Genomic DNA, 20,604 nt, shown 5'->3' on the forward strand with positions numbered 1-20,604 from the left:
TAAAACGATAAAATATTAAACCTTATCCGAACTGTTCACCAGTCGGCCCACAATATTAAAACGTTCGAAAACTTTTTCCGTATGCGGGGCATCGCCAAGTTCACGTGTCAGATCCTGTCCCGCCCAGTGCTCGTAATGATGCCCGTTACGCCAAAGCCTTGATGGGCCTACATCGTAAATCATTCCCTTATAAGCACACCAGATTTCTTCCCTGTCCTGCCCGTTACGCAGCGCTAGCTGAGATCTGGAGTACTCTTTGACCTTTTCCTGCATTTATTCCCGGGTAATTATCTTAAATTATGATCAATCCTGCTTCAAATTAAGATGAACTTATGATAATATTTTGACATTAAGACTAAAAAGTATGAACTTGGCGTTTAGTTTGAACAATGACTACTACAAATATGAGAAAAAGCTACGCTGTAATTTGGTGTGCTGTATTATCCATAACCCTGCTGGCTTCAGGTTGCAAGAAAAAGGTAAAACCACTTTCTGAAAGAATTGCAAAGACCTGGACCGCTGAATCCGTCGATCATGCTACAACAGTGGTTTACACCCGCGGCGGGTCTGCCAACTCATGGCCAGGCTACTCTGATTTCCGCCTCATCCTGACCACCGCTTCCGGTGTGAATTCCGCTACGCTTACCGAATGGAATAAAGATAGTTTCACAGGAACCTGGGAATTGGAAGGAGATACCAAGCTGATCCTGAAAAATCTTGTTCCGGTACCAACAGGTACTTCGGGGACTATAGAATTTACCATCAATTCAATTGATGACAGCAAGCTGGTCATTACGAGACTATCTACAAGCAAAAAAACAGGTGATACCATTAATAAGTATACCCTTTCAAACCCCTGATAAGCAGCAGGATTCCCAGTAATTTTGAACTAACTTATCCGGAATATCATTATCCATGACGAAGCCATTTCCTGTGAAGAAGTGGCTTCGTTCTCTTTTAGGCTCATTAAAATAATATGGCAGATACAAGAACGGAGATCAACAGCCTGGGTGAATTCGGCCTGATCCAAAGAATCAATAAAAAAATAAAAACAAATTTGCCAGACACCATTACCGGTATTGGTGACGACTCCGCCGTCATTGACCTTGGTGACGAATTTGGCCTGCTTTCCACAGATATACTGTTGGAAGGCGTTCATTTTGATCTGACATTTTTCCCGCTCAAGCACCTGGGATATAAAGCCATCGCCATCAATGTATCAGACATTGCAGCTATGAACGGTACTCCGCGGCAGGTGACCGTGGCGATTGCATTAAGCAACCGTTTTTCGGTAGAGGCAGTTGATGAGCTCTACGAAGGCATACACGCCGCCTGTAAAGATTTTAATGTGGACCTTGTAGGAGGTGACACAACTTCTTCCCGCTCGGGACTGTTAATTTCCGTCAGTGTTTTTGGCAGAGTAAAAAAAGATAAAATCACCTACCGCCACGGTGCCAGGCCCAACGATCTGTTATGCGTCACCGGCGACCTGGGAGGTGCCTATATGGGTCTTCAGCTGTTGGAAAGAGAGAAACAGGTTTTCATGGCCAACCCTCAAATGCAGCCCGAACTGGAAGGAAAGGATTATGTGATCCAGCGCCAGCTAAGACCCGAGGCCCGGATGGATGTCATTTATGAGCTTGCAGAAGCAGGAGTACTGCCCACCTCAATGATTGACCTGTCCGACGGCCTGGCCTCTGATCTGTTGCATATTTGTGCCCAGTCTGGCGTGGGTGCAATCGTTTTCGAGGAAAAACTACCGATTGACGAACAAACCTATATCGCTGCCACAGAGCTTAATCTGGGACCAGTAACGGCTGCCCTGAACGGAGGCGAAGATTACGAGCTGCTGTTCACCGTTCCGCAGGTTTCCTACGACCTCATAAAAAACAATCCGAAGATTAGCTTCATTGGATACATCACTGATAAAAAGAATGAGGTACTACTGCATACCAATGCAGACAACAGGATACCGATCACGGCACAGGGCTGGAACAGAGAAAATTAAAGTAGGTGTATATCTCAGAAGTAATTTTAAAGGTACCATCCAGAACACAGCGACTTCCGATGGTACCTTTTTCCTGACTTTGTGTCTTGAATAAATATGGAGAAAGCTCATTCCCTATTCACTGTCCGACAATTTCTTTAGGTTATTGGCAATACTGATCAGTGCTCTTATCATCTCGGCCAAAACGCGGCTTGAGATAATAACAAAAAAACCAACGACCGGCCATACAAAGATCAGTGCAAAACTCCCACCGGTCAGAAAACCTAATCCCATACTCCGCCCAAGGTTGTCTGCATTTTCTCCCAGAAATATCGTCCCTATCAGCGCAGCACCTGTGCCAATGATAGCCACCATGGTACCGTAAGATTCTCCCATTGTTTGCACAAAATGGCTGAATACGGGCGTTGCAACGAACTCGTCGGTACTCTTTGCCGAACCTTCCACCTTATCTTTCCTTTCCCACCACAGCTGAAAATTGACCCACGCAGCCAGCGAAGCAATGGCAAACACCAGCAAAAAAGCAAACGTGAACTTGAAGGGCATGCCAAAAATATTATTACTTAAACCGGCATAAAGAATAAGCAGGGGAATCAGCAGGCTGATCATTGCATTAAGGACATAGAGCCAGTAAAATGGCTTCCGGAAAAATTCTCCGCTGTCGATAAACCTGAGATAGGGATGTATAAAACCAAAGAAAAGGGCATGTTTCTGCTCTGCATCTCCCATCATACTCCCTAATTTTTCGGTGGCTTGCCGAAAGCGAAAGCGTTCCGTTGAAAGTTTTAAAGTTGAAAGTTTTAACCCGGCAACAGTCGTTTTAAGACTTTTCACGGCTACTTTAAAGGTTTCGGGATTACTTAGCTGCGCAGGGAGAGTAAATGCGCCCTGTCTGATTTCATAACGATGGACAAGTACCAGGTAACCCTGTGCCAGCAGTATCACAACACCAAAATAAAACCCGAAAGTTAAAAAATCAAATACGCTGGGAGTGGGTACGGTCAGAGAAGGATTAATGATTTCCGAGCTTGTTCTCATGGCGGTCTGCATATTGGAAACCACTGAAAACAGACTTTCTTCATTCAAAAAACTGATAATAAATAACCCTGCAAATGCCATATAGGTCCATAACAGCCATTGCCAATTAAGCCCGAGTGCAAAAATTACGGTAAGTGCCAAAGCAGCTATCACGAGTAAGACTCCAAGATCTCCGGAGACCAGTTTAAACTGTACCGTCTGCTCCACAACATCAGGGACCGATACGTTGGTATTGGCGAGGTTGCCGTAGGGAATAAACAAGCTGATCAGCAAAAGTACCGACACCAACACGCCAGGATAATTGTAAATCGTTTTTGCGGCTGGCGCAGGTACTTGTGGTGTGGAAGGCGGAGCATCCGAGGACGCAGGTATTTTAAATGTATTTTCACTGATTACAGAAACAATCTGACGTGCGAGGTTATTCTCCGGCACAAAGTTTATGCTTTGCCCGGCCTGAGGAATGACATTGTTAAAGCAGTCGGTCTTCGTAAAATAGTAACGGTTGTCGTCCGCGCCGCGTATCAGGCCCGAATCCTGAACGGGATCATAAAATAATACAGTTCCTTGCATAACAGAGAAGTTTTTCGTGGATATTAGAAGCGGCAATGGCAGATGAATCTGAAAAAAGTGAATCAAACTAATTGGAACCAGGGGTTCAAAATATTCTAGAAATCTGCTTCAACAATATATTCATTTATATCGGTTCTTCCTCGGGATTTAGCGGATCTGAGTAAAATTTACCAGGATGGTGCCCATCATGCAGCAGGAATATTACAGGATATCACGCAACCTCCGAAGGAGCGTCTTCGTACTTGTCAGTAAATAATTCATCTCTAACAAAATCTGACAAATCCACATGACATTTTTAACATTCACCCGCCGGCTCGCCATACTTGGCCTGCTGTTAACTGTTGGAATTTCCTGTTCCAAAGACGATGACGACACAACGGTGCTGCCCAGTGTTGATATCATGGAATCAACCACCTCTTTGGGTAAAGTATTAACCGATGGCTACGGAAAAACGCTGTATTTCTTTTCAAAAGATGCTGCCGGTGCGTCGGTCTGTACCGGTACTTGCCTGGACAACTGGCCGGTTTTCTCTGTGTCAACTTTAAGGCTGGGAACAGGACTTAATTCCGCTGACTTTGGCACTATCACACGCGCCGACAATAAAACACAGGTTACGTACAAAGGCTGGCCGCTTTATTACTTTAAGAATGATGCTGCCGCCGGAGATGTAAAAGGAGAAGGCGTGGGCACCATTTGGTATGCAGCTAAAACTACGTACTCCATTATGCTGGCCAATGCACAGCTTGTTGGTAACGATGGCAAATCTTATAAAGCCGACCATACCGAAGGAACAGCGGAAACCCAGTTTTTCGTAGATGATATGGGCAGAACGTTATATGCCTTTAACAAAGACAAGAAGAATAAAAACAATTTCACCAAATCCGATTTCAGTAATGATGGTACCTGGCCCATTTACACCACTGAAATAAAAGAGGTGCCTTCTACTTTGGATAAATCCCTTTTTGCGGTCATAGATGTTTATGGAAAAAAACAGCTAACCTACCGCGGCTGGCCATTGTACTATTTTGGCTCCGACAACAAGGTAAGGGGTGCAACAAAGGGTGTAAGTGTACCATCTCCAGGCGTTTGGCCCATTGTCCAAAAGGATTCGCCCAACGCTCCTGAATAAATGATCTTATTGTGGGGTAATGCGGAAAGGTGGCTTCCAGTCTGGAGGCCGCCTTTCTTTTGACTGTACCATTCCGCTGCCACAACCTGTTAGCTGCCCCAGCCCGCAATGAGTTTTTCAAATAACCCCTGTAAAAATAGCGTATGCTTTCCGGCAAGTCCGGAACCCACCGTGTGGTCACCAATCCCAACCACGGGCATCACCCATTTGGTAGTGCTGGTCGTAAAAATTTCATCGGCATTCATTATCTCATCCAGTAACACCGGTCTTATTTCGGTCTCGAAATAAGGCTCGGCCAATTCCAAGACTACCTTCCTGGTGATACCATTCAGGATATTACGATCAGAGGTAATCAGCTTGTTTCCTTTAAAAAGGAAAATATTACTCCGCGTCAGCTCGCTGACCTCCCCGTCTTTATGAAACAACAGATCCGCCGCTGACTGGTGCCTCATTTCATCTGCCATCAAAATCATGTGCACATAGTTGGTCGTTTTCACTTCTGGCAGATCGCGGACATATTCATAAGGCAATACCTTTATCCCTTTCAGCCTTCCGGCCGGGTAATCCTGCGGCAGAGGTTCGGCCCGGATGATAAAATTAGGTTTGATCACATGGACGCTATCCGGAGCATAACCTCCCGTGAGTATAAACCTGAAAGCAATATCAGCTTCTCCGGACAGCGCAAACAAGTCTGCCAGGATTTTACTGGTTTCCTCCTGTGTAACGGGCAAATCAAGTTTCATCAACCGCGCCGAATTCGCAAAACGGTTCCAGTAATCATCCCAGCGGAAAGGAATCCCGTTGTAGGTCCTGAAATAATCAAACAGACCAAAACCACGGAGCAGGCCAAGGTCATTGGTTTGCAGCAAAGGCTGGGCAACAGGTACTATTTCTCCGTTAAAAAATTGGTAAAATGCCATTTGTATTGTCTTATTAACCGTTTGCATAAAGATAAATATTCTTTAAAAGGGGTGGTCAAATATTCTCAAAGGAAATTACGCCCCCTTTTAACATCAGTTACAACCATTTACAACTTCCCTTTGAGTTTCTCGCCAGTATTTAGGTACTTTGCATACTTCCCAAATGTTCCGGAAGTAGTACGCTGCCCTCCTGACAGGAAATGCAGAATTGAATTTGCCTTCTGATGATAAAAATTGAGCAACTGCTAGAAACACTGAAAACCGAATTTGCCAGCCATAGTTACGGTACATCTCCCGCCGAACTCTATGATCCTATCCGGTACATTATGTCACTCGGCGGCAAACGCTTTCGTCCCTTGCTGACGCTCCTCTCCGCATCTCTTTATACCGATGACTGGCAGCACGCCTTAAAACCGGCCATGGCCGTTGAAGTTTTCCATAATTTCACGCTGATGCATGATGATATTATGGACAACGCGCCGCTCCGGAGAGGCAAACCCACTGTTCATGAAAAATGGAATCCGAACACGGCTATTCTCTCGGGCGATGTAATGCTGATCAAAGCCTACGAGCTACTGATACATGTCCCTGAAAGTCAGCTACGTAATGTAATTGAACGTTTCAACACCACCGCTGCGGAGGTGTGTGAAGGCCAGCAACTTGATATGAATTTTGAAACCCGCTGGGATGTTACCGAGGAACAGTATCTGGAAATGATCCGGCTTAAAACTTCTGTAGTACTGGGTATGTCGCTGGAACTGGGAGGAATTATAGGCGAAGCCGACGCGGCTGAAAAAGCACTGCTCTACAAGGCCGGAGAGAGTATGGGGCTCGGATTTCAGCTGAAAGACGACCTGCTGGATGTGTATGGCGATCCTGAGAAATTCGGGAAACAGGTAGGCGGTGATATTATTTCCAATAAAAAAACTTTCCTGCTGATAGAAGCACTTGCAAAAGCCTCTGGAGAAATACGAAACGAACTGGATCGGTGGATTTCCGCAGAAACTTTCAACAAGGAAGAAAAAGTAGAGGCCGTAAAAAATATTTACAACAAGCTGGGTATTTATGAGATCACTGAAAATAAAATAAAAGCGTATTTTAAAACAGGAATTTCAAATCTGGAAAATCTTAACGTACCCTCAGAACGGAAGGATATCCTGCTTGCATTTGTACATCAGCTGGTGGAGCGGGAACACTAATGTAAACCCCAACTGCATACTAAGCTAACTATTTCATTTTAGACCAAAAGAAATTTATGTCAATCACCCTCATACTTGTATTACTCACCGGCGGTATAAGCTATTACGCTTTCAACAATTACAGCTTTATGGACAAAATGCTTCTGAACCCTTACCGGGTGATGAAGAAAAACGAATATTACCGCTTTCTGACGTCCGGCTTTGTGCATGCGGATTTCGGCCACCTGATCTTCAACATGTTAAGTTTATGGTTTGTGGGTGAAGGAATCGAAAGACTTTTTGCGATGCTGTTCGGAGCAAACGGCTCTTTTTACTATCTCTTTTTGTATCTGGTGGGTATCATTGTGTCGGACATACCCACCTTTATGAAACATCGCAACAATTCCAATTATAATTCCCTGGGTGCCTCTGGCGGTGTTTCTGCAGTTTTGTTCGCTGCTATATTATACGCCCCTCTGATGGATATCTATCTGTATTTCTTCATTCAGCTGAAGGCATTCATATTCGGGATATTGTTCCTGGGTTATTCGTTATTTGAAGCCCGCCGCGGAACCAGTTATGTCAACCATAGCGCTCACCTGTATGGAGCCATTTTCGGGATGGTTTTTATGGCCGTGGTATATCCGGATGCAGTTCCCGGATTTTTCCAGCAGATCGGTGACTGGATATCGGGCTTTGCAAGATAAAAACGCCTATGTCCATAATCCTAATGAACACTTTCTTTATCAAAGGCCATAAGCTCTGCCTAATTATCCTTTCTGATGACAAGTCCCTTTCCCTGCGGAAATTTGAGCGGTTTCCCGTCATTCAATTCTATTGACAGGTGAATGAGAGACAATAGCTCCGTGAATTTTTGAGAAGACGATTTTGCCAGATAATGTGCCTCTCTCTCCCGTTTGATCTGATCACGGGATAACGAAGAATCGTACAGTTTAAGCTCTCCCATTTAAGTTTAAAGATAGCCATTAGAAAGTTTCAGCATATCGAACAACTTTTGAAAAGTTGTTCAATATAAATCTTCAAGCCTTCAGTTCAGCCAGTACTGTAATACTTCCAACCGTTTTATCCTGAAGGTTAACCTTTATATCCGCATCCAGCGGAACAAAGATATCCACGCGTGACCCGAATTTGATAAAACCCATTTCGGTACTCTGTTCCACTTTATCGCCTTCCTTGACATACCAGCGTATCCGCCGCGCCGCTGCACCGGCTATCTGGCGAAAAAGCACATCTATACCTTCCTTATTTCTGATTACCACAGTGGTTCTTTCATTATCCGTGCTGGACTTCGGGTGCCAGGCTACCAGATACAGACCGGGGTGATATTTGAAATACTGAATAACACCACTGATGGGGTTCCAGTTGATATGCACATTAAGCGGAGACATGAATATGCTGATCTGCCGCCGGGGGCCTTTGAAGTATTCGGTTTCCACCACTTCTTCTATCACCACCACCCTGCCATCACAGGGTGCAACAATCTGCGTATCACTTTTATGAACGACACGGCTCGGTACGCGAAAAAATTGTACTACAAGCAAGAAAACAATAATGCTGGCAATCAACGTTATTCTGGGTATCCAGTATCCATCCGGAAGAAGATAATTGATACCTGCATTAATCAGTAGCAACACAATTGCGGTGACCGCCATGATGGTATATCCCTCTCTGTGTAATGTCATTTTTTGGGGGGGGTGATGTTAAGTCCGTTTATTCTAAAGTATACAAATATCGTATAAATACTGATTTACACACAAGCAAGAGCCCTGCCTGTCCATTTGGATAAGCAGGGCTCCTGGCTTATAAAAGCAAATCGCAAATGACAACTTGTTCAGTACGAAGCTCATTACAGCCCATGCTTTTGTGAAATTTTATTCAATCACTACGCACTCGCCATTTTTAACTTCCTGTTCTACCTTTTTAAATTTCACATCGCGCAGGATCCTTCCATCCCGGTACTGAACCGACACTTTCTGGTTACGGTCCGCAATTTTTATGGTTCGTACCGGCTGCGCTTTGGTAGTTGACTCCATTGAAGCCGCAAACTCGTTGCCGTCCTGCTCAAAATCTTCCTCACGGTTGGTATGTAATACAGGCGCCGGGGTGGGCCTGCGAACCTGCTGGGGAACGGCAGTTGGCGGGGCCGCTTCTTCCTGAGGGATATCAGCCTTCATGAGGAAGGATATCATATCAAAATTCACTTTACTGAGGAAGCGTTTGAACAATTCAACCGATTCAAATTTATAGATCAGCAAAGGATCTTTCTGTTCAAATACTGCATTTTGCACCGACTGCTTCAGATCATCCATTTCGCGGAGGTGTTCCTTCCATTCCTGGTCGATCAGAGAAAGCACAATGGCTTTTTCCATTTCGCGGGTGATTTCCTTTCCGTTATTTTCCAGCGCTTTTTTAAGATTAACCACTACGCCGGTTTGTTTCAGCCCATCGCTGAAAGGAATCATAATTTCGGTAACCGTAGCACCTCTGTCGGCAAATATGGACCTAAGTATCGGCAGCGCCTTTTCAGAAATCGCCTGATTTTTATCCTGATATTGCTTTTCCGCCGCTTCATATAACTTCTGGGCACGGGTACTTACGTTCAGCGAACCGAACTCCGATTCACTGAAAGGCAACTCCATCCCCAGGTTTGTAATCACGGCAAGTTCCAGCTCAGGATACGTCTCTCCATTGGTAACGATTTCCTCGCACACATCAAAAAGGGTATTGGCAATATCAACCGCCAAACGGTCACCGAACAGCGCATTTCTGCGGCGGGTGTAAATGGCATCACGCTGGTAGTTCATCACGTCGTCATATTCAAGCAGACGCTTACGCATACCAAAGTTATTTTCCTCCACTTTTTTCTGAGCACGTTCAATAGACTTGGTGATCATACCGCTCTGAATCACTTCTCCTTCTTCAAGGCCCATGCGGTCCATCACCTTTGCCATCCGGTCTGAGCCGAAAAGGCGCATCAGGTTATCTTCCAGTGAAACAAAAAACTGAGAAGAACCCGGATCACCCTGCCGTCCTGAACGCCCTCTTAACTGACGGTCTACCCTGCGGCTCTCATGACGCTCAGTACCAATAATGGCCAGACCACCCGCCGCTTTGGACTCGGCAGTAAGCTTGATATCCGTTCCCCGGCCAGCCATGTTGGTTGCTATGGTAACCGTCCCTGGCTTACCCGCTTCTGCAACCACTTCTGCTTCGCGCTGATGTTGTTTGGCATTCAGTACCTGATGCTGGATTTTTCTGAGTGTTAGCATCCGGCTGATGATCTCCGAATTTTCAACGGAAGTAGTACCCACCAAAACCGGCCTGCCGCCTTCCACCAGTTCTACGATTTCATCTGTAACCGCATTATATTTTTCACGAACCGACCGATATACCTTATCCTCCTGGTCCTTACGCGTAATACCAACGTTGGTAGGAATAGATACCACATCCAGTTTGTAGATTTCCCAGAATTCACCTGCTTCCGTTTCCGCAGTACCGGTCATACCGGCGAGTTTATGATACATCCGGAAATAGTTCTGCAAAGTGACGGTGGCATAGGTTTGCGTAGCATCTTCCACCCTCACGTTTTCCTTCGCTTCAATGGCTTGGTGGAGCCCGTCAGAATACCGGCGACCGTCCATGATACGCCCCGTTTGCTCATCTACAATTTTAACCTTTCCGTCCATGATCACATACTCCACGTCTTTTTCAAACAGGGTATATGCTTTTAACAACTGGTTAACCGTATGGATACGTGCCGTTTTAACAGAATAATCCCTGATCAGCGCTTCTTTCTGAAGGACACGTTCCTGCTCGCTTAGGGAAGTATCTTTTTCAATCGCATCCAGATCAACCGCAATGTCGGGTAGTATGAAGAAGTTGGTTTCTTCGGATTCCCCCGTCAGGAAGTCGATACCTTTTTCTGTTAATTCAATGCTGTTATGACGTTCATCAATCGTAAAGTAAAGCGGAGCGTCAGCAACCGGCATCAGTTTCTGATTTTCGGCCAGGTGGATGGATTCAGACTCCTGCATCAACGCCTTTATACCAGGCTCACTGAGGTACTTGATCAGAGGCTTATATTTAGGCATACCCCGGTGTGCCCTGAAAAGGGAAAGCGCCCCTTCCTTTTTGTCTCCGGCAACAATCTTTTTCTTGGCGTCATTCAAAAGGTCCATCGCCAGCTTTTTCTGAGCTTCAACGATCCTCGATACCCGTGGCTTCAGTTCCAGATATTCCTGTTCATCTCCGCGTGGTACCGGCCCGCTGATAATCAATGGCGTACGTGCGTCATCTATTAAAACGGAGTCAACCTCATCCACCATAGCGTAATGATGTTTGCGCTGAACCAGCTCTTCCGGTGTACGTGACATATTGTCACGCAGGTAATCAAAACCAAACTCATTATTGGTACCATAGGTAAGGTCTGCCTTGTAGGCATTTCGGCGGGCTACCGTATTGGGCTGGTGCCTGTCGATACAATCCACACGCATACCGTGGAATTCAAACAGCGGGGCATTCCATTCAGCATCACGCTTGGCCAGATAGTCGTTCACAGTCACAATATGAACCCCTTGTCCTGCAAGTGCATTCAGGAAAGCCGGCAACGTAGCCACCAGGGTTTTACCTTCACCTGTTGCCATCTCAGAAATTTTACCCTGATGCAAAACAACTCCGCCTATGAGCTGCACATCGTAATGAAGCATATTCCACTTAATAGGCTGGCCAATTACGTCCCAGGTACTGTTCCAGTAAGCGGTGTCGCCTTCTATGGTTACGTGTGATTTTTTTGCGGCTACTTCCCGGTCAAAATAATTGGCCGTTACTTCCAGACGATCATTATCCTTAAATCTCCGGGCAGTATCCTTTACAATGGCAAAGGCCGTTGGAAGAATTTCCAGGAGGATTTTTTCCAGCTCTTTGTCTCTTTCCAGAACGAGTGCATCTATTTTCTTAAAAATCGTTTCCTTCACATCCACATTGGGTTCGTTGGCTGCTTCCGCCTTTAAGGCATCTATCTGATCATCAATAGATTTCAGTTCAGAAGCAATTTGCTGTTTCAGCCCTTCCGACTTGCCCCGAAGTTCGTCGTTGGATAAGGAAGCCAATTTTGAATATTCCGCATTAATCCTCTCAACATAAGGAGTAAGCTCCTTTAAATCCCGTTCCGATTTTGTGCCGAAAAGCTTAGAAAAAAATTTAAACATGATCTTTCTATATAGATTTTAAAATCGTCTTTTACTGTAAAAAATACTGCGCCTGAAACAATTCATGTGCCAGATTGTCAGCAAAACTATCATTTTCAAGAACAAAGGTAATTTATTACGAATAGTTATCAGCACTCAGAACGATAATCCTAATATAACTCTAATGTTTTCTTAACATTTCAAACAGGATTTCCAGCAACCGGCCGGGCAGTGTGCCGGGCCATCTTTCCAATAGCGGATCGCATTTTGCAAAATGCGGCATTCAGGAAATGGCCTTTAAACCAAAAAAAGCGGGGTGATCAGCAGGAAAAAAACAAAATAAAATAACTCAATTTTTTCAAGGAATAATCTATTATTTTATATAACTTTCTGAAAACCAAACCATATTAAGTTATGAACATGATGGACCGAATCGGACATTGGGGCGACACGCACCATCCCGCCTGGCTGGATATGCTCCGCATTGTTTTGGGCATACTCCTATTTGTGAAAGGTATCAGCTTCATCAGTGATACCACAAAACTCTCGCAACTCATTTCAGGTCTGGACATTCGTCTCTGGACCGTAACGGCTGTTCATTACGTAGCATTTGCGCATATCTTCGGAGGATTTCTGATCGCGATGGGCTGCCTCACCAGGCTTTCTTCCCTCATTCAGATACCTATCCTGATCACCGCTGTGTTCTTTGTCAATATACGAATGGGATTTTCCTATCTGAACTCGGAGCTATGGCTCTCTATGGCCACCCTGCTTCTGGTACTTACTTTTGCAGTGGTAGGTTCGGGGCGTTTTTCAGTGGACGAGTATATGCGCACCCACGACAGGTAACGCGGGAAATGTCAGATAAGCTCGGGTGTGGTTTTCAGATACTTCTTTTTATATTCCATCGGCGTCATATCCGTCACCTTTTTGAAATGCCGGTAAAAGTTGGAGACGTTATTGAAACCACACTCAAAGCATATCACCTCCGTGGCAAGCCTGTCCTCGATCAGGAAACGGCAGGCATGGCTGATGCGTATCTCAACAAGGAAGTCGTTGTAGGTTTTTTTTGTCATCATTTTGAAATAACGGCAAAATGAGGTGATGCCCAGATTGGCGATAGAGGCCACATCCTGTAAGTTAATATCACTTTTATAATTGGCCAGCGTGTAGGCGTATATCTTATTAAGCCTCAGCGTCTCGGAATCATTGGATTTATAAAAGGCATGAGCCGATGCGATACTCTCCGTTTCGTCTGTTTCCGCGAGGATTTTAAGTATGGACAAAAGGGCAATCAGCCTGTCCAGATTTTGTGCATCCACCGCATGGTGCATGAGCCCGATGACCTTCTCCCTGGCCGTCCCGTTGATCACCAGTCCCTTCTTTGCCTTTTCGAAGAGCTTGGGAATAAGATAAGCCTCCGGCAAAAGCAAAAGATCACTCCCGAGGCAATCCGGCAAAAAGTGAATAATGATCACTTCAACATGCGCCCGGTCCGAAGCTTCCTCCACGCGCCAGGTATGCGGCAGGTTCTGCCCCAGGAGGATCAGTTCCCCGTCCGAAAAATTACTGATATTGTCACCAATAAAACGTACCCCCCTGCCTTTGACCAGGTAATGCAGTTCCAGTTCGGGATGATAGTGCCATACCGTACCAAAACTTGATTCCTTCTCATGCCTGATGCTGAAGGAAGTCTGAGATTTGATCGGTACCCGATGGAAATGAGGTTTCATGTGAATTTGTAATTGGGCAAATTTAAACTGCAGTACATTTTAAAAGCACCGCAACCGATTTTTCTATCCATTTCCCCTTATTCAAAAAAATAACCGGGTAATTTCTGACACCGTCCCTGGAAGAACAGCTTATTTCCTGAAATTTTTAATTCTGTGAAAAGTAAGGAAATTAGCGTCGTGGTTATTGTGTGCACCACCCAGCCCATCGTCATAAGCCGTGCGGGAAAGGAAAATAATATCCTTCTTATCAAACATAAAATCGACGTACTGAAATCCGTGATTCACGACATCGGGGTGTTCCAGCACTATTTTATGAAAATCCCAGTTTATTAAATCCTTCGAGCTGAACAACGCCTGCGTATTGCGGATGCTTGCCGGGTTTTTCCCCGTGTGGGTTGCCTTCACGGCGTCAGGTATATAGTTCACCAGCGACCAATAGCGCTTTGACTTAGGATCATAACGTATGGTAAACTTTTTACTGCCACCGGGAAAATCAATAAATCCCCTATTCCGATCAAAAGATGCTGTCTTTCCATCGTCACTTATTTTAACAAAGGCCGCTTTCTCGCGAAGTGTGGACCGGTCGTCCACGCGCAGGACATCCCAGACCTGTCCCTGAGGGTCCACCACCGCATTGCCTTCTATCCAGGCTCCAAAATGCCCGTTAAGCATGGTGGAATCGTAGGGAAGAACGTTGGAACTGGTCCAGTTGGCGGCTTTCATCGGATCTGCCTCAAGGGGGATAGACATCATAAAAGCGCCATACCTTTTTCCCCATTTTTTTACCGTTCCCATGGCATCTTCCATAGCCCTCCAGAGCCTTCCGTTATGTTCAATGAATGACATGGGCGCGCAATGATATTCTCCTGCCAGCAGTAGTCCGCTTTCTCCATTTGAAGGTTCTGTCCAGGTAACGCCGTTATCCTCAGACTTGCGTATGATTACATTTCCGTGGTGCTTGCTGGTACCCATAAAATACAACCCACCCCGGTGCACGAAAAGCTTGGACCAGAATTGCCCGTTGATGGTCGATATTTCTTTCCACGATTTCCCTTTATCCGACGAGCTGTAAATCTTAGATACCGGACTCACAAACTCTTTTGATTGAGGCCCGAAAAGGTCATGCGAAGCAAGATAGTCTCCATTCTTTAAAACACATATACTTGGCGAGCCAATATAAAGACCTGATGAGGCAGGGCTGTGAGCGACTATACTACCCGGAACTTTGGAAAAGTCGGGGGTCTGTGCTTTTAAAGGCTGATAAAAAAACAAAAGCAAAACGGCGTAAATGCCAGACAACCGGATCATTGTATTCATATCTGAAAAAATAAAGCGTGTTACATGTGTATACCGACTAAACGATGTACACACATAACACGCATGTGGGCTATTCTGTTTGTATTACCAGGGCTTGGATGTTCCCTGGATCAACCACATTTTGGCATAGTGATGATCTTTGCTTTGACCCGCAGGTATGTAATTAGTGGTCCCCAGTCTGTCCACAGCCGCATTGTAATTCACGATGTAGGCAGGATCCAGGTTCGGTGACGGATACATATAACGTATCGGCAATGCAGGTCCATACTGTGCAACGGGTCCGGTTTTCAAGGCAGGGTACCCTGTACGTCTCCAGTCAAACCAGGACTGAACGCTGAACCAGGATGATATCCATTTTTGCTCCAGGATGCGCTCCTGTTTGTTGGCTGCACCGGCATAGGCCACTGATGTTTGGGCATAATACGTATCGAAATTGAATGTGGCCGCAGTAAGAGCTCCCTCTTTGTCCATCGAAGCACGTACCGCCTTTTTGTAGTGATCCTCCGCATCTGTGACACCAAAACCACCCAGCAAGGCAGCCTCCGCCAGAATAAACTCAACCTCAGGGTAATTCATGAGGTTCATGCTGACATATGGATCAACGTTTTTACGGTACCTGTCATGAATGAACGAGATATAAGGATTTTGCTCGTTGGGATATACACCCGTATCATTTCCTTTGTTGTAAACAATACCCTGGGTAATCGGAAGGCCAACAGGCAGCCCCACATACAGGGACGTATCCGCGCTGGAAGCAACTGCGGGTACGTATACCACCGAATAGGTTTCGCCAAACATGTTGGTGAACGACTTGGTTGTTACCTCTTTAACGTTTGCATCCCACTTGCGGCGAACAGGGTTGGCCCAGCGCTGCAGCCTTGGGTCTTTGAGGGAAATCAGCTTATCAACCAGCGGTTTTGCCGGTTTGGTTAACCAGTTGAAAGTAGCTGATGCCAAAGGACCTCCCGGAAATGAGTTGTCTGCATTTGTTCCCAGGTATGCAATAGCGGCATCATCTGCTTTGCTTGTGAATGCACCGGCACTTGCTTCTTTGAACTCCGTTTCGAGGTTGATACCCAATGCACTCATTTCTGCTTTTTTATCGGCAAGGCGCAACGCATATCTTAATCGAAGCGAATTCGCGAATTTTTTCCATTTTGCACCATCACCTTTGTACATCACGTCAGCAGTTGCGCTCACCGCGTCTTTGGCGGTAAGGCTGCTCAGCAAAGTATTGGCCGTTTTCAGGTCGGTTAGGATGCCTTTAAAAACCTCCGCCTGGCTGTCGTATTTCGGAAAAAAAGTACCTGAACTTGCTTTCAGTGCATCAGTATAGGGTACGTCACCATATAAATCCGTCAATAAGCCGAACACAAGAGACTTCATCGTCAGCGCAATCGCCTGAAACATTTTATTGTCGTCCCTTACGCCGTTATCATAAATGATCTGGTTGTTACGGAGAATGTCGTAATATCCGTTCCAGCCCTCGGCAGTCCAGGCATACTGGTTGGTTACTGCCGCGCCTTCATTCGTCCCAGCCTGCATGTACTGCATGGCAGCAGCGATGTTCGATCCATTACGGCCAAGATTGGCAAACGTTTTTCCTGTGTTAACAAGGGTATACGTCAGAATGTAGTTGGACGATATATTCTCCGCACTATTGGGGTTTTTATTCAGGTCGGTCAGATCCTCACAGGCAGACAGAAACAAGCCCAATGTTACGAGCAGGGTGATGTATATTGATTTGGTAGCTTTCATATCGTATTGCAATTTAGAAATCAACATTTAATTTAAAGCCCAATGAACCGGTGTATGGCAATACGTTATAATATTCTACGCCCTGTGTCCATCCGGTGCCATTAGACCTGAAAGCCCTTTCCGGATCCAGCCCTTTGATACCTGCTTTGGTCCACATGAAAAGGTTGTTACCTACCACACCGATGGATATGTTCTGTAGTTTCATACGGCTTACAATGGATCTTGGTAGGTGGTAAGTCACCGACACCTCACGCAGTTTTACGTAAGTAGCACTGTAAAGGTTTTTGCTTGGGAACGGACGGTTGGCGTAGCGATAAGCGCTGAACGGATCCAGCCATTTGCTGCCAGGGCCCCCGAGGTTTTCAGTATAGACCACATTTCCTGAGGCATCTTTTGAAGACAATACGCCCGGGTTCAAACTTGCATCCTGTAACCTTCTGCTTGCTTCCACGCTTCCTTCGGGCCAGGGCAATCCACCGTTTTCAGCATTTCTGCCGCCAATCCAGCTTCCAAGATATTTGTCCGGATTTTCTTTGATCTGATCCACGAGGCTTCTGCTTGGGTCGTAGGATTCTCCGGTGATCGTTTCCTCCAGCTGGCCGTTGTTGCCCAGGAACATCATGGTGTTGGAATAAAACTGACCTCCCTGGCGCCAGTCCACACTTGCATACAAAGAGAAATTCTTATATGTAATGCTCGGCTGGAAACCCATCAGGAACTTGTTGTTGAAGTTACCGATCTTCTTGAGATGGCTTACATCATTATCCGTTTGGTAAAGCCCTCCGCTGGTCACGATAGGATAGCCATAGTACTGAGATGCCTGGTCCTGAACTCTAAGGATGGGTGCTTCAAAGATATCCCCGATTTGTCCGCCTTCGTAGGTCCGCAGCAGCGCTCCGGTGTATGAGGCAAACTCGAAATATTTGATACCTTCCGCAAGTTTGGTGATATAGGTTCTGTTACGCGTCAGCGTGATGTTCATATCCCAGGAGAAATTTTCTCTCTTGATAGGCGTGGCTGAGATACCCAGCTCAAAACCCTTACTTTCTACAAGACCTGCATTGATCTGCTTGTTGCTGGCACCAGATTCAATGGGAACTCCGATCGACAATACCTGGTTTTTGTTACCTCTTTTGTAATAAGTCGCTTCCAGGCCCAGGCGATTCTGCAAGAATTTAAGATCCACCCCGATTTCCTCAGACGTTGCTATTTCAGGTTTAAGATTCTGGTTGGTTAAAGTACCTCCCATATACATGCTTTTGGCTGCGCCCCAGTCTGTTGGCGAAGTTGAAAACGCCTGGCTGTACGCGTAAGGGTTTACATCATTACCTACCTGAGCATATCCGGCCCGTATTTTGGCAAAGGTAAACCACCTTGGCAGCTCAACCATTTCGGACAGCAACACACTCAAAGAAGCCGATGGATAAAAATAAGAGTTGTTTCCCTTAGGTAGTGTACTGGTCCAGTCGTTACGAGCGGTGAGATCCAGATAAACCATATCCTTGAAACCCACAGATGCCGATCCATATACGCCGTACATTCTTTTCTCTCCTAAATAGCTGTTGTAGGTAACCGCACCTGGAGCACCATTGCTGATATTGTACAGTCCCGGAACAACCAGCGCAGATGCAGTATTGTTCAGGCTTCGGTTGTACCGATCCAGCCTGTTCACACCTGCAAAAGCATTGATACTCCAGAGTTCACTAAAGTTTTTTCTGTAATTAAGGATCAAATCCATGTTTGACTCCTTATTGTAATTGTTTGTAAGCTGGTAAGCTCCGTTCACTGCTTCAAAGTTATTCCAGGCCTTTTTTGCCTCCAGGATTTCTTCATAAGAATCTCTTGAATAACGTGCTGTAACAGAAAAATCCTTGGATACTTCGTAGTCTAGCTGCAATTTACTTACTACCCGGTCACGTTTGAAACCGGTTGGGTTTTCATACACCAGGTAAAAGGGGTTATTTTGCTTATCCTTGTATTTTCTTTGTGCGATACCCTCCTGTCCGGGAAGCCAGTAATCTCTCAGGTCGTTGATATTAACCTGTGCTCCTGTTTCATAAACGCTTCTTACGGCATCGTTACGGCTCTGGTCGATCATCGGTCTGTTGTCCGAACCTGATTCAGTAATATTAACATTCACCGATGCACGCAGTTTGCTGGTAAGATTGTACATGGTGTTCAAAGCAAGCGTCAGACGCGACAGATCCGTATTGGGAATAATTCCCTTGTTGGTCATATTACCAGCGGATAACCTGAAATTACCCTTGTCGTAATTTCCGTTGATGGAAACGTTGTTGGTATTGGTTACGCCGGTCTGGAAGAAATCCTTAAAACGGTTGGGATAGGAAACCAGCGGCACCTTCTGGCCGTTGCTGTTCCAAAGTGCCCATTGTTCGCCTTTATCCAAAGCAGCCCCCCAGCTTTCGTTTTCAGGTTCTTCCAGGATATGCGCACCTGTTTTTCCGGATCCGAATTTGTTCTGAACCTGCACATACTGCATAGGAATATCCAGTACCACTGCTGTATTCAGAGAAACGCCTATACCCTTTTTACCGGCAGCACCCGACTTGGTTGTGATCAGTACTACCCCGTTACCTGCTCTGGAACCATACAACGCAGCGGCGCTGGCTCCTTTCAGGATAGATACGTTGGCTATATCGTTCGGGTTAATATCCGAGATAGAGTTCCCCATATCCGCTCCGGCAAAACCGTTTGCAATTTTATTGGCCACCGGCACACCGTCAATGACGAAAAGCGGCTGGTTGTCCCCATTCAGCGAACCGCCGCCGCGGATCACCATACTAACTGTTGAACCTACGCCGCCACCCATCTGCGAGATCTGCACACCGGCTACTTTACCTGCCATGGAATTCAGTACGTTGTTCTGCGGAGTCTGGGTTAAGGAGGCCCCTTCCAATGTACCTACTGAATATCCCAGTGATCTTTTTTCACGTTTGATTCCCAACGCCGTTACCACTGCTTCTTTCAGGGTTTCTACACTTTCTACCAGGTTTACATCAATGTTGGTCTGGCTACCTACTACTACATCCTGCGAGTTGAACCCAATGTAAGAAAAGGTAAGTACCGCATTTGGGCCAGGAACTTCTATCGAATAATTACCTGATACATCCGTCGTTGTACCCATTTGAGTACCTTTGATGAGTACATTCACCCCCGGCAAAGTTGCTCCGTCTTTAGAGGAAGTTACCTTCCCCTTGACAACCTGGGCATTTTGTTCCAGCAGATTGATGTTGAGCAAACCGTTATCCACCGGCCCCATCGATACATTTAAAGGTGACAGTACCACCTGCTTGCCAATAATCCGGTATTTGATCTTCATGGGTACCAGCAAACCGTCCAGTACATCGGCCAGTCTTTCATTGGAGACCTCCATGCTGTACTTTTTGCTATCTGCCAGAAGTTTAGGACGATAGGTAAATTTGATATCAGCCTGTTTTTCTATACCCGTCAGGATCGTAATAACACTCTGGTTCTGAACTTTCAGACTGATCTTCCGATTCAAAAGTTCCTGTGCATCCGCCACCCGTGCGAACGAAGCACTGGCAAAAATCACCGCTATACATACCTGAAGAAGAGATATTCTCATGAGGTGATATAGGAATTCCTGGTTCAGTATTTGTTTTTTCATTAGTTTTGATCTGTTCTTGTTTTGAGAAAAGCAATAACCATCCTTTCATCCGCCGAAATCGGATGTCGTTTGATAAGAACGGTAAAGGAATTTGTGAAAG

General features: G+C 45.6%; 16 protein-coding genes. 6 read left to right on the forward strand and 10 right to left on the reverse strand.

Going from position 1 to position 20,604, the window contains the following annotated elements; translation table 11 throughout:
- Positions 1-15: 15 nt before the first annotated feature.
- On the reverse strand, positions 16-273 hold the full coding sequence (locus KOE27_RS21425) for a cytochrome b5 domain-containing protein (protein ID WP_215240831.1): 258 nt from the start codon (positions 271-273) through the stop codon (positions 16-18).
- A 131-nt stretch (positions 274-404) separates the two neighbouring features.
- On the opposite strand from KOE27_RS21425, the gene KOE27_RS21430 reads away from it, so the two are divergent.
- Positions 405-860 (forward strand): hypothetical protein, encoded by a 456-nt coding sequence (locus KOE27_RS21430; protein ID WP_215240832.1) that lies wholly within the window; start codon positions 405-407, stop codon positions 858-860.
- Positions 861-976: 116 nt separating this feature from the next.
- Positions 977-2,008: a thiamine-phosphate kinase gene (gene thiL / locus KOE27_RS21435; protein ID WP_215240833.1), complete on the forward strand. Its 1,032-nt coding sequence runs from the start codon at positions 977-979 to the stop codon at positions 2,006-2,008.
- Positions 2,009-2,122: 114 nt separating this feature from the next.
- Here thiL and KOE27_RS21440 read toward each other — a convergent pair whose 3' ends face one another.
- Entirely contained in the window at positions 2,123-3,613 is a 1,491-nt protein-coding gene (locus KOE27_RS21440; RefSeq protein WP_215240834.1) for a hypothetical protein, read from the reverse strand.
- Between the two features lie 286 nt (positions 3,614-3,899).
- On the opposite strand from KOE27_RS21440, the gene KOE27_RS21445 reads away from it, so the two are divergent.
- Entirely contained in the window at positions 3,900-4,742 is an 843-nt protein-coding gene (locus KOE27_RS21445; RefSeq protein WP_215240835.1) for a hypothetical protein, read from the forward strand.
- An 89-nt stretch (positions 4,743-4,831) separates the two neighbouring features.
- Here the strand turns inward: KOE27_RS21445 and KOE27_RS21450 are convergent, their stop codons facing one another.
- Entirely contained in the window at positions 4,832-5,662 is an 831-nt protein-coding gene (locus tag KOE27_RS21450; RefSeq protein WP_215240836.1) for an aminotransferase class IV, read from the reverse strand.
- A 224-nt stretch (positions 5,663-5,886) separates the two neighbouring features.
- Between KOE27_RS21450 and KOE27_RS21455 the strand changes: the two genes are divergently transcribed.
- Together KOE27_RS21455 and KOE27_RS21460 are read left to right on the forward strand one after the other, a co-directional pair.
- Positions 5,887-6,861: a polyprenyl synthetase family protein gene (locus KOE27_RS21455; protein WP_215240837.1), complete on the forward strand. Its 975-nt coding sequence runs from the start codon at positions 5,887-5,889 to the stop codon at positions 6,859-6,861.
- 56 nt (positions 6,862-6,917) lie between these two features.
- Positions 6,918-7,547, forward strand: coding sequence for a rhomboid family intramembrane serine protease (locus KOE27_RS21460; RefSeq protein ID WP_215240838.1), 630 nt, complete (start codon positions 6,918-6,920; stop codon positions 7,545-7,547).
- Between the two features lie 59 nt (positions 7,548-7,606).
- Here the strand turns inward: KOE27_RS21460 and KOE27_RS21465 are convergent, their stop codons facing one another.
- The 3 genes from KOE27_RS21465 to secA all read right to left on the reverse strand — a co-directional run bounded on the left by KOE27_RS21465 (position 7,607) and on the right by secA (position 12,068).
- Positions 7,607-7,807: a hypothetical protein gene (locus KOE27_RS21465; RefSeq protein ID WP_215240839.1), complete on the reverse strand. Its 201-nt coding sequence runs from the start codon at positions 7,805-7,807 to the stop codon at positions 7,607-7,609.
- Positions 7,808-7,880: 73 nt separating this feature from the next.
- On the reverse strand, positions 7,881-8,543 hold the full coding sequence (locus KOE27_RS21470) for a phosphatidylserine decarboxylase family protein (RefSeq protein WP_215240840.1): 663 nt from the start codon (positions 8,541-8,543) through the stop codon (positions 7,881-7,883).
- A 189-nt stretch (positions 8,544-8,732) separates the two neighbouring features.
- Positions 8,733-12,068, reverse strand: coding sequence for a preprotein translocase subunit SecA (secA, locus tag KOE27_RS21475; protein WP_215240841.1), 3,336 nt, complete (start codon positions 12,066-12,068; stop codon positions 8,733-8,735).
- A 393-nt stretch (positions 12,069-12,461) separates the two neighbouring features.
- Here secA and KOE27_RS21480 point away from each other — a divergent pair, with 393 nt between their 5' ends.
- Entirely contained in the window at positions 12,462-12,896 is a 435-nt protein-coding gene (locus tag KOE27_RS21480) for a DoxX family protein (RefSeq protein WP_215240842.1), read from the forward strand.
- A gap of 11 nt (positions 12,897-12,907) precedes the next feature.
- Here KOE27_RS21480 and KOE27_RS21485 read toward each other — a convergent pair whose 3' ends face one another.
- From KOE27_RS21485 to KOE27_RS21500, 4 genes are all read right to left on the reverse strand, one after another.
- Positions 12,908-13,780, reverse strand: coding sequence for an AraC family transcriptional regulator (locus tag KOE27_RS21485; protein WP_215240843.1), 873 nt, complete (start codon positions 13,778-13,780; stop codon positions 12,908-12,910).
- Between the two features lie 129 nt (positions 13,781-13,909).
- Complete coding sequence (locus KOE27_RS21490) at positions 13,910-15,097, reverse strand: sialidase family protein (protein ID WP_229252868.1); 1,188 nt, start codon at positions 15,095-15,097, stop codon at positions 13,910-13,912.
- 84 nt (positions 15,098-15,181) lie between these two features.
- Positions 15,182-16,855: a SusD/RagB family nutrient-binding outer membrane lipoprotein gene (locus KOE27_RS21495; RefSeq protein ID WP_215240844.1), complete on the reverse strand. Its 1,674-nt coding sequence runs from the start codon at positions 16,853-16,855 to the stop codon at positions 15,182-15,184.
- A 13-nt stretch (positions 16,856-16,868) separates the two neighbouring features.
- Positions 16,869-20,504, reverse strand: coding sequence for a SusC/RagA family TonB-linked outer membrane protein (locus KOE27_RS21500; RefSeq protein WP_215240845.1), 3,636 nt, complete (start codon positions 20,502-20,504; stop codon positions 16,869-16,871).
- Positions 20,505-20,604: the final 100 nt, after the last annotated feature.

Source organism: Dyadobacter sp. CECT 9275, from assembly GCF_907164905.1.
Lineage (GTDB): Bacteria > Bacteroidota > Bacteroidia > Cytophagales > Spirosomataceae > Dyadobacter > Dyadobacter helix.